At 71.6% G+C, this 11,884-nt stretch carries 11 protein-coding genes and 1 pseudogene; 4 read left to right on the forward strand and 8 right to left on the reverse strand.

Annotated elements, in window-relative coordinates; translation table 11 throughout:
• Positions 1-8: 8 nt before the first annotated feature.
• Positions 9-1,139: a Gfo/Idh/MocA family protein gene (locus tag ACFC1W_RS04285; protein ID WP_375989015.1), complete on the reverse strand. Its 1,131-nt coding sequence runs from the start codon at positions 1,137-1,139 to the stop codon at positions 9-11.
• Entirely contained in the window at positions 1,139-1,945 is an 807-nt protein-coding gene (locus ACFC1W_RS04290) for a sugar phosphate isomerase/epimerase family protein (RefSeq protein ID WP_375989017.1), read from the reverse strand. The genes ACFC1W_RS04285 and ACFC1W_RS04290 overlap by 1 nt, the downstream gene beginning before the upstream one ends.
• Before the next feature lie 105 nt (positions 1,946-2,050).
• Between ACFC1W_RS04290 and ACFC1W_RS04295 the strand changes: the two genes are divergently transcribed.
• Both ACFC1W_RS04295 and ACFC1W_RS04300 read left to right on the forward strand, forming a co-directional pair.
• Positions 2,051-2,695: a TetR/AcrR family transcriptional regulator gene (locus ACFC1W_RS04295; protein WP_375989019.1), complete on the forward strand. Its 645-nt coding sequence runs from the start codon at positions 2,051-2,053 to the stop codon at positions 2,693-2,695.
• A 9-nt stretch (positions 2,696-2,704) separates the two neighbouring features.
• A pseudogene (locus ACFC1W_RS04300) lies at positions 2,705-3,028 on the forward strand (hypothetical protein); the annotation flags it as partial.
• A gap of 113 nt (positions 3,029-3,141) precedes the next feature.
• Here ACFC1W_RS04300 and ACFC1W_RS04305 read toward each other — a convergent pair.
• Entirely contained in the window at positions 3,142-3,459 is a 318-nt protein-coding gene (locus tag ACFC1W_RS04305) for an ATP-dependent DNA ligase (RefSeq protein ID WP_241112930.1), read from the reverse strand.
• Between the two features lie 22 nt (positions 3,460-3,481).
• Complete coding sequence (locus tag ACFC1W_RS04310) at positions 3,482-4,045, reverse strand: TetR family transcriptional regulator (protein WP_375989021.1); 564 nt, start codon at positions 4,043-4,045, stop codon at positions 3,482-3,484.
• Positions 4,046-4,096: 51 nt separating this feature from the next.
• Between ACFC1W_RS04310 and ACFC1W_RS04315 the strand changes: the two genes are divergently transcribed.
• A complete protein-coding gene (locus tag ACFC1W_RS04315; protein WP_375989024.1) occupies positions 4,097-5,173 on the forward strand; it encodes an SDR family NAD(P)-dependent oxidoreductase in 1,077 nt (358 codons plus the stop codon).
• An 86-nt stretch (positions 5,174-5,259) separates the two neighbouring features.
• Here the strand turns inward: ACFC1W_RS04315 and ACFC1W_RS04320 are convergent, their stop codons facing one another.
• The 4 genes from ACFC1W_RS04320 to ACFC1W_RS04335 all read right to left on the reverse strand — a co-directional run bounded on the left by ACFC1W_RS04320 (position 5,260) and on the right by ACFC1W_RS04335 (position 11,406).
• Positions 5,260-6,822, reverse strand: coding sequence for an SLC13 family permease (locus ACFC1W_RS04320; protein ID WP_375989027.1), 1,563 nt, complete (start codon positions 6,820-6,822; stop codon positions 5,260-5,262).
• A gap of 56 nt (positions 6,823-6,878) precedes the next feature.
• Positions 6,879-8,882, reverse strand: a complete 2,004-nt coding sequence (locus ACFC1W_RS04325; RefSeq protein ID WP_375989030.1) for an FAD-binding protein — start codon at positions 8,880-8,882, stop codon at positions 6,879-6,881.
• A gap of 353 nt (positions 8,883-9,235) precedes the next feature.
• Positions 9,236-10,396: a cystathionine gamma-synthase gene (locus tag ACFC1W_RS04330; protein WP_375989032.1), complete on the reverse strand. Its 1,161-nt coding sequence runs from the start codon at positions 10,394-10,396 to the stop codon at positions 9,236-9,238.
• On the reverse strand, positions 10,393-11,406 hold the full coding sequence (locus ACFC1W_RS04335) for a PLP-dependent cysteine synthase family protein (RefSeq protein WP_375989035.1): 1,014 nt from the start codon (positions 11,404-11,406) through the stop codon (positions 10,393-10,395). The genes ACFC1W_RS04330 and ACFC1W_RS04335 overlap by 4 nt, the downstream gene beginning before the upstream one ends.
• Before the next feature lie 161 nt (positions 11,407-11,567).
• Here ACFC1W_RS04335 and ACFC1W_RS04340 point away from each other — a divergent pair, with 161 nt between their 5' ends.
• Positions 11,568-11,846 carry a DUF6412 domain-containing protein gene (locus ACFC1W_RS04340; RefSeq protein ID WP_375989038.1) on the forward strand — a complete coding sequence of 93 codons (279 nt, stop codon included), beginning with the start codon at positions 11,568-11,570 and terminating at the stop codon, positions 11,844-11,846.
• The last annotated feature ends 38 nt before the right edge of the window (positions 11,847-11,884 follow it).

Raw genomic sequence — 11,884 nt, forward strand, 5'->3', positions numbered from 1 at the left:
GGGGCCGGTTACAGCGTCGCGGCGTAGGGGTCGAAGTCGGCCGGGATCGACCCGACCTCGTCGATCGTGCTCTGCACCGGCACGAAGGCGCCGGACTCGACGGACTCCTCGATCGAGAGCAGCGTGTCGAGCACGTGGAAGCCGAAGCGCCCCGTCGCCACGTGCGGGCGACCGGTGCGGATCGACCGCACCATGTCCAGCAGGCCCAGGCCGCGCCCGGCGAGAACGCCCTCCTGCTCGACCTCGACGACCTCCTGCACCACCGGCGCCGGCGGCACGATCATCTCGGCAAGCGGCCGCGTGATCGTGATGGGACCTCCGAAGGTGTTCGGGTCGGGGATGACCAGCGTCCCTTCGGTGCCGGTGATCTCGACCACGCCCTGGCGCAGCAGCGGCGAATCGGTGCTGTACAGGCTCGACGCCTGGCCCCCCTGTTCGAACTGCGTCAGCACCGAGACAGTCGAGGGGATCTCGACGGGGAACTCCTGCCCGGCGAGCGGTCCGACCTGCACGACGCGCGAGTCGGTGGCGCGCAGGCCCACGGCCGCGACCGACGCGACGGGACCGAAGACGTGGACGAGCGCCGAGACGTAGTACGGGCCCATGTCGAGCAGCGGACCGCCGCCGACGGCGTAGAGGAACGCGGGGTTGGGGTGGAAGATCTCCGGCCCCTGCCACTGGAACGTCGTCTGCGCGAACAGCGGGCGCCCGATGTCTCCGCGGGCGATCGCGCGCTTCGCCGTCTGCACGCCGGGGCCGAGCACCGTGTCGGGCGCGACGCCGACGCGCAGGCCCGCGGCATCCGCCTTCTCGAGCATCCGCAGCGACGACGCACGATCCACGCCGATGGGCTTCTCGGTCCACACGTGCTTGCCCGCGGCGAGGATCGCCTCGGAGACCTCGACGTGCACGGCGGGGATCGTGAGGTTGACGACGATCTCGATCTCGGGATCGCCGAGCACGAGGTCGACGCCCCCGGCCTTCGGCACCCCGTACTTCGCCGCCTGCTCGCGCGCGCGGTCCTCGAGCAGGTCGCCGATCGCGATGACCTTCACATCGGGGAAGGCCGTGAGGTTGCGCAGGTACTGGTCGCTGATGTTCCCTGCGCCGATGATGCCGACGCCGACGGGCGCGCCCATCAGACCGCCGCCCGCCCGTCGAGGAAGACGCGGCTCTGCTCGATCGCGTCGAACAGGTCGCCGGCGTAGGCGTCGAACTCGACGATGGCGAACTCGAGAGCGGATGCCGCATCCAGCGCCGCGGTCAGCGGAACGCTGCCCGTGCCCGCCGGCACCTGGTCGGCGGGCGGGTACGCCGTGATCGCCTCGGCGTCGAGCGTGCCGTCCTTGACGTGGACCGCGATGACGCGGTCGCCCAGCGTGGTGAGCAGCGCGGCCGGGTCGACTCCGGCGCGGGCTGCCCAGTACAGGTCGACCTCGAGCACGACGCGCGGGTCCAGCAGCTCGGCGAGCAGCTCGAGCCCGGTCTGCCCGTCGATCTGCGCTTCGAGCTCGTGCGCATGGTTGTGGTAGCCGACGCGCAGCCCGCGCCGGGCCGCGATCTCGGCGGCGGCGTTGAGCAGGCGCGCGGTCTCTTCGATCTGCTCGCGCGTCTCCCAGCGGGCCGGCTCGGTGTACGGGTCGATGACCGTGCCCATGCCGAGGGTCTGGGCGGCGTCGAACACCTCGTCGGGCGTCGGCACCGGGAGGGCGGTGCCGCTCCCGTCGGGGTTCACGAAGGAGGTCGACGCGAGGAATGCGTGGCCGGTGGGGGCGGCGAGGCCGTGGGCGGTGAGGGATGCCGCAAGCGGGGCCGCGCGACGGACGAAGTCGTAGGGCTCGACGGCGGTGAAGCCGCGGCGGGCGACCTCGGCGAGGGTGCCGTCCAGATCGGCCTCGAGGGCGTCCTTCACGGTGAACAGCTGAACCGATGTGAGTGCCGTCATGGAACCTCTCCTGTGGTCGACGTCGACGTGCGCCGAATGGCGCCACGTGAGCACGGTAGCACAAAACCTCCACATGGAGGTTTTAGATCTGGCTAGGATGCCTGCATGCCCGAAGAGCCCGCCGTCGCCACCGATGACGACGCTGCATCCCGGCCGCGCGGGCCGTACGCGAAGGGTCTCGCCCGGCGGCAGCAGATCCTCGACCGCGCCATCGAGGTGTTCGCGCGTCGGGGGTCGGCCGGCACAAGCCTGCGCTCGATCGCGCGGGAGATCGGCGTCTCGCATGCCGCGCTGACGCACTACTTCTCGTCGCGCGAACAGCTGCTCGTCGAGGTATACCGCGAGGCGGAGCGCCAGCAGGGCGAGGCCGAGCCGCACGGCGTCGACGCGTCGCCGGTCGACATCATGACCGCATCCGCCCGCCGCAACCACGCCGTGCCCGGGCTCGTGCAGCTGTACTCGACGCTCGTGGCGGCAGCCCTCGAGTCCGGCCATCCCGATGCCACCGCCTTCGCCACCGAGCGTTTCGCGGCGGTGCGCGCCGACCTCGTCGCGCGGGTCGAGCGCGGGCAGGCGTCCGGGCGCATCCGTGCCGACGTCGACGCCGCGGCCGTGGCGTCGCTGGTCATCGCGGCGTCCGACGGGCTGCAGACCCAGTGGATGCTCGACGAGTCGGTCCCCCAGGCCGAATCGCTCGATCTTCTCGCGCACCTGCTGGAACCGGAGCCTCGGCGCGGCGGCAAGGCATAGGATCGCGGCGTGGGGACCATCTACTACGGAGGCTCGGCCACTCCGATCCACATCGAAGACCGGGCGCTGGCGCATCTCAAGGTCGTCATCACGACGAAGCTGCGGCGAGGTGAGAGCTTCACCGTGTCGTGGGAGCATCCGGACGATGAACCGCGCGGGCGCAGCACGCTGTGGCTGCACCCCTCCATTCCGCTGCGCTTCGTCTTCGACGACCCCGAGCCGACGCAGCTCAGCCGGCGGTGGGTCGAAGACCTCGCCAACTCGGCCAGCTCTTCCGGCGGCATCACCCTCGTCGCGGAGCACATCGACTCCGCGCCCGCGCCGGCGAGCGGCACGGCGGAGGGCGATGTCACGCTCGGCGCGGTCGAGGTGGACAGCCTCGATGTCGGCACCCTGCGGGTGGCGGGCACCGAGTTCCCCGCCCCCGGCGACGAGGACTGAGGCGCTCAGTCCTCGTCCGGCGCGGCGTCCTCGGTGGGCTCGGGGACGATCGAGAGCCCGGAGGGCCCGCTCGCCGACAGCATCAGGTCTTCGATCCAGCGTCGATTGACCCGCGGCTGACGGCTGCCGAAGAAGTGGAACTGCAGCGGCACGGAGGGATGGATCCAGAAGCTTCGACGACCGCTGCCGTCGCCCACCTCGACGTCGAACATGAACGGCTCCCCCCGGCGGAGCTTGTTCATGATCACAATGCGCAGGTGCGCGAGGGTCCGATCATCGATGTCGACCGAGTTCGCCGTCGTGTCGTAGATGAACCTGCCCATGCGAGGAGCATAGAGCGCCGCGTCAGCGCGGCGCGAACGCGGCGGCGAACAGGCGCCTGGCCCTCGAGGCGACGGCGGGGCGGGCCGGCGGGTCGGTGCGGGCCAGTTCGGTGGCCAGCATCCCCGCCGCCATCGTCACATCCTCGGCGTCGATGTGGTCGCCGATGCGTCCGGCCCGGTGCTCGCGTTCGACGAGCGACGACACGACGACGGCGAAGCGCTCGCCGAGCGGCTGCACGCGCGGGTCCTTCAGGTCGGCCGTGATGAGCTCGAGCAGCGCGGTGGCCTCGACCGCCTGGGCCACGACCCGGTCGAGCAGGTCGTCGATCGTGCGGTCGGGGTCGGAGATGTACTCCTCGAGCTCGGCGACGTTCTCCTCGAACACCGCGACGGCGAGCGCCGTGCGATCGGGGAAGTGCCGATAGAGACTGCCCTGCCCGACGCCGGCGCGCTTGGCGACAGCGCTGAAGGGCGCGGCGAGGCCCCCGTCGGCGTACACCTCGCGTGCGGCGGCGATCAGGGCTCTGCGATTCTCGGCGGCGGCGGCGGGACCACGGTTCGCACGGGGGGATGCGGTGCTCTGCACGGGTGTAGCCTAGTTCCGGACAACGATGTCCGGTTACGAAAGGAACTCATCATGGGCAACCCGAAGCCCCTCACCGGGGACTCCTCGATCGCCGACTGGCTGGCCGATCCCGCCGGGAACGCGATCCTCACCCAGATGCTCGCGCAGAGCGGGCAGACGCCCGAGGTCTTCACACCCGTGAGACGCCTCGCGATCAAGCGACTCGTGAAGCTCAGTCGCGGCTCCTTCACCCAGGAGATGCTCGACGACCTGGTCGCTCGTGCCGCCGCGGGCGACGTACCCGGGGACGCCACCGGCGCTGCCCCGGCCGTCACCGCCGAGGGCGCCGACGGTGCCGACGATGCCGTGCCGACGGTCGCGCTGCGTGAGTGGACCGAACGCATCGACCAGGGCCGCTTCGCCGGTCAGACCGTGATCGTCACCGGGGCCGGCTCGGGCATCGGCCGGGCCACGGCGTCCCGCATCGCGCGCGAGGGCGGCCGGGTCATCGCGGTGGACGTCAGCCAGGAGCGCCTCGACGAGTTCGTCGCCGAGCACCCGGGGGCCGACATCTCCGCCCTCGTCGCCGACATCACCGACGACGAAGCGATCGCCCGCATCGTCGAGACGGCCGGCGACACCATCGACGGCCTCGCGAACATCGCCGGGATCATGGACGACATGACGCCGGTCGGCGAGGTCTCCGACGCCGTCTGGCAGCGGGTCTTCCGCGTGAACGTCGACGGCACGATGAAGCTCATGCGAGCGGTCATCCCGACGATGCTCGCTCAGGGCGGCGGCTCGATCGTCAACACCGCGTCCGAGGCCGCGCTGCGCGGCTCTGCCGCCGGTGTGGCCTACACCGCGTCCAAGCACGCCGTCGTGGGCCTCACCAGGTCGAGCGCATTCATGTACGGTCCCAGCGGCATCCGCGTCAACGCGGTCGCCCCCGGCGCGACGATCACCAACATCGAGGCGAGCTTCGCCTCGCCGCTCGGAGCCGAGCGCGTGCGCACCGGCATGGCGATCATGTCCGACCCGGTCGAGGCCGATGCTCTCGCGGCATCCATCACCTTCCTGCTCTCCGACGACGGCGTGAACATCAACGGCGTCACCCTCGCGAGCGACGGGGGCTGGTCCGCGGCCTGACGCGGTCGCTGAGAACGCTGCGCGGCTGCTGCCGCGGCACAGCACTCCCGATGCCCGGCGAAGCGATTCGCCGGGCATCGCCGGTCTCAGAAGGGCCAGACCAGAGGGACGTAGAGCACGGCGAACAGCAGGAAGATCACGGCCAGCGGCAGTCCGAGCTTCCAGTAGTCGCCGAACCGGTAGCCTCCGGGCTCCATCACCATGAGGTTGACCGGGGTCGCGATGGGCGTCAGGAACGAGGCGGCCGCCGCCACGGTGAGCGCCATCATGAACGGCTGCACCGACAGATCGAGGGATGCCGCGACCGACACCGCGATCGGGGCGACGATGAGCACGGTCGCGGTGTTGCTGATCAGCTGACCGAGCACGACGGTGAGCAGGCACAGCGCCGCCAGGGCTACGTGCGGTCCGCCCGCGCCGAGCAACGACAGCAGCCCGTCGGCGACGAGCGCGGCGGTGCCGGTCTCGATGAAGGCCGTCGACAGCGGGATCATGCCGGCGATCAGCACGATCGTCGTCCACGAGATCGAGCGGTACGCCTGCATCGGCGTGACCGTCCGCGTCAGCACCAGCGCCATCGCCGCGAGCAGTCCGGCGACGACGGGCGGCACCACGCCGGTCGCGAGGAGCACGATCATCGCTGCGAGCACGACCAGCGATCGCTTCGCACCGCGGCCGAGCGGCACCGAGCGCCGCAGTCGCGCCGGTGGGTCGACCACGAGCACGCCCGTCTTCTCGGCGTGCCGGGTGAGGTCGTCCCATGTGCCCTGCATGAGCAGCACGTCGCCCGCCTGGAGCGTGATGTCCTGGCCCTTCAGCTGCTCCTCACCGCGACGGGCGGCCAGGATCACCAGGTCGCCGCCGGGCGCGGCCATGCCGCAGTACACCGTGGTGCCGATGAGAGGTGATCGCGGCGGGATAACGACCTCGCTCACCCCGTTCTGCGGCCCCATGATCACGCCGGTGTCGAGGCTGAGCGAGTACTGCTGCCGCAGCAGGCGCGCGTGCCGCACCAGGTCGAGGGGCATGCTGCTGACGGTGCGCACCGGAAGCAGGGGCCTGCCGAACAGTGCCATGAACGCGACCGTCACGACGACCAGCGGAACACCGACGAGGGCGAACTCGAAGTAGCCGAAGGGGCGGCCGCCGTTCTCGGCGGCGATCTCCGAGACGATCACGTTCACGGGGGTGCCGGTGAGCAGCAGCAGCGAACCGGCGGACGCCGCGAACGCCAGCGGCATGAGGAGCTGCGAGGTCGGGATGCCCGCGCGCGATGCCACGACGACCACCAGAGGCAAGAGCGCGGCGACCGCGCCGTTGATGCTGATCAGCGCGGCCGCCCCGGCGACGAGCACGCAGATGAGCACCAGGAGCGGAAGTCGGCGCGTGCCCGCGCGGCCGATGACCTTCTGCCCCGCCCACGCGGTGACGCCCGACGCATCGAGCGACTCGCTCACCACGAAGAGTGCCGCGATGAACAGGACGGTCGGGTCGCCGAAGCCGGCGAGCGCCTGCGGGAGCGTGAGCACACCCGTGAAGAACAGCGCGAGCGAGACGCCGAGCGCGACGATCCCGAGGGGCACGCGATTGCTCACGAAGGCGACGACCGCCAGGGCCAGGATGATCAGCGTCGCCGCGACGGGGTCCACTCGCCCCACCCTAGCCAGCGTGTCCGGCGGCGTCAGACCGCGCGGAGCGGTGATCCTCAGCCGCGGAGCACCGCGAGCCCGGCGACGTCGTAGGCGACCTCGACCGCTTCGAAGATGGCGGCGTCGATCGTACGGGGCGCGTAGGCGTCGCCGATGGTGACGACGCGGGGCGCGGCATCCCTCAGCCCGTCGATGACGACCGAGGCGCGCGGCTCGACCGCCACGACGGCGTCGAGCCCGGTGAGCGACTCGTCGACGCCGGTGAGCGTGTCGGCGAGGCCGATCGTGCCGCTGCCGACGGCGGTCACCGACCGCGCCGTGCGGCGCCGGAAGCCGCCGTGCGCGCGCAGGCGCTGCAGCAGAAGCGGTCGGTCGTAGCCGGCGCCGATGTGCGGGAACACAGACTCGAACGGCGTGACGAGCTCGAGTTCGTCGACGTGGTCGAGCAGGGTGAGCACGATGCCGGCCGCATACGCCGTGCCGTCCGCGTCGACGACGGCGATCCGCGATCCGACGCGTGCGGGGGCGGATGCGGCGGTGAACGCGTCGACCGTGCCCTCGAGCGGGAAGCCGCCCGCGTACGCGCCGCCCAGCGCGAGCGACGAGCGGCGCGGTGCCGTCGCGCCGGTGGCGAGGACGATGCCGTCGGCGGCCTCCGCGCGCAGATCGGCGGCGGTGGCGCGCGTCCCCAGCCGCACGTCGATGCCGGTCGCCGCGAGATCCCGCACCAGGTCGTCCACGAGCAGCCCGACGCTCTCGCGTCCCGGCACGCGCCGCGCGAGCCGCAGCTGCCCGCCGAGCTCCTCATCGGCCTCGAGCAGCGTGACGGCGTGCCCGTCGGTGGCGAGCTCGATCGCCGCGCGCATGCCCGCGGGACCTCCGCCGGCCACGATCCACCGCTGCGCGACCTCGGCACGGGGGCGTTCCCCGCGCTCGCGCTCCCTGCCCGCCAGCGGGTTGACGGTGCACGACATCGCCAGTCCGCGGCTGCCGCGGCCGAGGCATCCCTGATTCAGCCGGATGCAGTGGCGGATGCCGCCGGCCTCGGCAGCACCCGTCGCGCCGGTGAGCTTCAGTCCGAGGTCGGGATCGGCGATCTGAGCCCGGGTGAGGGCGACCATGTCGGCGGTGCCCGACGCGACGACCTCCTCGGCCGCTTCGACGGACAGCGCGGCCCCGACGCCGAACACCGGCACGTCGGGGTTCGCCGCCTTGACCGCTGCGACGTCGTCGCGCAGCCACGCCACCGGCATGGCCGACGACGGGAAGACGTAGTGCACGTTGTGGTACCCGCCGGCGGCGAGGTCGAGGAAGTCGATGCGGGCCTCGGCGCGGAGGCGCGCGATCACCTCGCGCATCGCCGCCCCGTCGAGACCGTCGGCGTGGAACTCGTTCGCGACGATGCGGATGCCGACGGTGAAGTCGTCGCCGACACGGGCGCGCACGGCGCGCAGCACGTCACGCGGGAATCGCGTGCGCCCCTCGAGGTCGCCGCCGTACTCGTCGCGCCGGGCGTTGTAGAGCGGCGAGAGGAACTGGTGGAGCAGGTACCCGTGGGCCATGTGGATCTCGACGCCGTCGAACCCTCCGTCACGGGCGTGGGCCGCCGAGGTCGCCCATCCCTCGACCACCGAGGCGATGTCGTCGTGGCTCATCGCCCGCGTGGCGTGCGAGGTCGACGGAGAGAGTATGCGCGACGGGGCATACACCGTGCGCGGCCCGTCCGGTCCGTCGGGCTGCGCCTGCGCGCCGTGGTGGTTGAGCTGCACGAACACGCGCGCGCCGGCGTCGTGGATCGCGTCGGTCATGCGCCGGCTGGCCGGAACCGACTCCGGCCGGAATGCGTCCTGGAAGCCGCGGATCGAGCCCGACGGATGCACGAAGTGGTTGCCGGCGATGAACAGGCCGCAGCCGCCCTGCGCCCGACGCACGAAGTACGCGGTCTCGCGATCGGACTCGACGCGGTCGGAGTACTGCTTCGAGTGCGCCGTCTGCATGATGCGGTTCGGCACCGTGACGGCCCCGATCCGCAGGGGCTGAGACAGCAGGCTCTCGGTCATCCTTCGAGCCTACGACCCCGGCGCCCACCGCTCACCGAGGTCTCGGGCCGAGGGGCTGCTCACCTGTCGCAAAGCGCCGCCCGCGGGGCACATCGTGACAGGTGAGCATCGAGGTTTCGGGCCGCGGGGCTGCTCGCCTGTCACGAAGTGCTGTGCTTGGCGGCACCTTGTGACAGGTGAGCACAAGAGGCCGGAGCGCGGGGCTGCTCACCTGTCGCAAAGCGCCGCCCGCGGGGGCACATCGTGACAGGTGAGCATCGAGGTTTCGGGCCGCGGGGCTGCTCGCCTGTCACGAAGTGCTGTGCTTGGCGGCACATCGTGACAGGTGAGCACCAGAGGCCGGAGCGCGGGGCTCAGAGGGCCGAGAGCGCCTGGTCGAGGTCGGCGATGAGATCGTCGACGGTCTCGATGCCGACCGACAGCCTCACCAGCTGCTCGGGGACCGCGAGCTCGGTGCCGCGCACCGATGCGTGGGTCATCGCATCCGGGTAGTTCATGAGCGACTCCACTCCGCCCAGCGACTCCGCGAGCTGGAACAGCGTCGTCGACTCCGCGAGACGGCGAGCGGATGCCGCGTCCGCCAGCTCCGCGGAGACGATGCCGCCGAAGCCGCGCATCTGGCGCGCGGCGAGCTCGTGACCGGGGTGCGCGAGCAGACCGGGGTAGTGGACGCGGGCCACCTTCGGGTGCGCGTCGAGGAACTCCGCCACCGCCTGCGCGTTCTCGCTGTGGCGCTGCATGCGCACCGCGAGCGTCTTGATGCCGCGCGTGGTGAGCCAGGCGTCCAGCGGGCCGGAGACCGCACCCACCGCGAACTGGTGGAACTTCGCCTGCTCGTACAGGGCGTCGTCGTTCAGGATCAGCGCGCCGCCGACAACGTCGGAATGCCCGCCGAGGTACTTGGTCGTCGAGTGGACGACGACGTCGGCGCCGAGCGAGAGCGGCTGCTGGAGCGCCGGGGAGGCGAAGGTGTTGTCGACGACGACGAGGGCGCCGGCGTCGTGGCCGAGCTGCGCGAGCCCCGCGATGTCGGAGATGTGCAGCATCGGGTTGCTCGGCGTCTCGACCCACAGGATCCGCGCCGGCCGCTCGGCGAGCGCGGCCCCGACCGCGGCGAGGTCGCTCATGTCGACGATCCGCAGACCGATGCCCCACGGCGCGAGCACCCGGGCCAGCAGCCGGTACGTGCCGCCGTAGACGTCGCTGCCGAGCAGCACCTCGTCGCCCGGCGTGAGGACGGACCGCAGGAGCGCGTCCTCGGCGGCGAGACCCGACGCGAAGGACAGGCCGTGGGCTCCGCCCTCGAGCGCCGCGAGCTGAGCCTCGAGCGCGGCACGCGTCGGGTTGCCGCTGCGGCCGTACTCGTAGCCCTGGCGGAGCCCGCCGATGCCGTCCTGGGCATATGTCGTCGAGAAGTGCACGGGCGGGATGACCGCGCCGGTCGTCGGATCGAATGCCTGCCCGGCGTGGACGGCGCGAGTCTCGAATCCGCGAGGGGCGTTCGTGTCGGTCATGACTGTGTTCTTTCGGCTCTGTGGTCGGGCTGCTCGACGACCGGCTCCGGCGCGTCGACGGCGAAGCCTCGTGCGCGCATCCAGTCGTCGTCGTAGATCTTGCTGAGGTAGCCGCGGCCGTGGTCGGGCAGCAGCACGACCACCACGGCGTCGGCGGGAAGGTCGCGGGCGATGCGCAGCGCTCCGACGACGGCCATCCCGCTCGAGCCGCCGACGAGCAGCGCCTCCTCGCGGGCCAGGCGACGCGTCATCGCGAACGCCTCGGTGTCGGTGACCCGCACCACCTCATGCGCCACCGTGCGGTCGTACGTGTCGGGCCAGAAGTCTTCGCCGACGCCCTCGGTGAGGTAGCCGTGCACCGGGCCGCCGGAGTAGATCGAGCCCTCGGGATCGACTCCGATCACCCGCACGGCGTCGTGGGATGCGTCGCGCAGGTACCGCCCGGTCCCGGTGATCGTGCCTCCTGTGCCGATGCCCGCCACGAAGTGCGTCACCCGGCCGTCGGTGTCGCGCCAGATCTCGGGCCCGGTGGTCTCGTAGTGACCGCGGGGCCCGTTCTGGTTCGCGAACTGGTTCGGCTTGAACGCGCCGGGGATCTCGCGGGCCAGGCGGTCGGACACCCTGTAGTACGACCGCGGGTCTTCGGGCGGGACACTCGTCTCGGTGATGACGACCTCGGCGCCGTACGCCTTGAGCACGGCGACCTTCTCGCCCGCGAACTTGTCGGGCACGACGAAGATCATGCGGTACCCGCGCTGCTGCGCGATCAGCGCCAGGCCGACGCCGGTGTTGCCGCTGGTCGGCTCGACGATCGTGCCGCCCGGACGCAGGAGTCCGTCATGCTCGGCGGCGTCGATGATGTTGCGGGCGATGCGGTCCTTCGCAGAGCTGCCCGGGTTGAAGTACTCGACCTTCGCGAGGACGGTGGGGGCGATGCCGTCGGTGACGTGGGTGAGCTGGACGAGAGGGGTGTTGCCGACGAGGTCGGCCACGCTCTTGGCGTAACGCACGGATGTGTCCTTGGTGGTGTCGCCGCGCTGAGCGCGGACGGGCTGTCGGGGTCGCGGAGGCGTGCCGGCGGCACTCAGCGACAACAACGACAGGTCAACACGCGGTCAGTCTAGCCGGACACCCGTGTTAGCGTGAGCGCGATCGACGGAAGGCGGTGGGCATGTTCGAGTCTCTGGGCATCCTGCTGCGCCTGCTGCTGGAGGTCTTCGGTGCTGTCGCCGTCCGGGAGCCCAGCGCGCTGGTGCTCGCCGCCGCGCTCGCGGCCATCGCGATCGTCGCCCTCACGGCCGTTCCGGTCGAGCTTCCCGCCTCCGCTGTCGGGTCGTCGCCGCACCCGCGGCGCGCGATCGACGTCTCGGTGAGGCCGGCGCAGAGCGATCCGGATGCCCCTGGGCACTCGCGTCCGCGCGCGCCGGGATTCGCGGCCCCGGCCGCCTGACCCCGTTCCACGCCGTCCGCGCTCCCCCGTCCGCCGGG

Source organism: Microbacterium sp. NPDC056003 (genome assembly GCF_042274785.1).
GTDB lineage: Bacteria > Actinomycetota > Actinomycetes > Actinomycetales > Microbacteriaceae > Microbacterium.

What these genes read in the sequence shown, in the direction of transcription:
- ACFC1W_RS04285 (WP_375989015.1), bottom strand. Translation starts at nt 1,139, where the DNA reads ATGGGCGCGCCCGTCGGCGTCGGCATCATCGGCGCAGGGAACATCAGC.
- ACFC1W_RS04290 (WP_375989017.1), bottom strand. Translation starts at nt 1,945, where the DNA reads ATGACGGCACTCACATCGGTTCAGCTGTTCACCGTGAAGGACGCCCTC.
- ACFC1W_RS04295 (WP_375989019.1), top strand. Translation starts at nt 2,051, where the DNA reads ATGCCCGAAGAGCCCGCCGTCGCCACCGATGACGACGCTGCATCCCGG.
- ACFC1W_RS04305 (WP_241112930.1), bottom strand. Translation starts at nt 3,459, where the DNA reads ATGGGCAGGTTCATCTACGACACGACGGCGAACTCGGTCGACATCGAT.
- ACFC1W_RS04315 (WP_375989024.1), top strand. Translation starts at nt 4,097, where the DNA reads ATGGGCAACCCGAAGCCCCTCACCGGGGACTCCTCGATCGCCGACTGG.
- ACFC1W_RS04325 (WP_375989030.1), bottom strand. Translation starts at nt 8,882, where the DNA reads ATGACCGAGAGCCTGCTGTCTCAGCCCCTGCGGATCGGGGCCGTCACG.
- ACFC1W_RS04330 (WP_375989032.1), bottom strand. Translation starts at nt 10,396, where the DNA reads ATGACCGACACGAACGCCCCTCGCGGATTCGAGACTCGCGCCGTCCAC.
- ACFC1W_RS04340 (WP_375989038.1), top strand. Translation starts at nt 11,568, where the DNA reads ATGTTCGAGTCTCTGGGCATCCTGCTGCGCCTGCTGCTGGAGGTCTTC.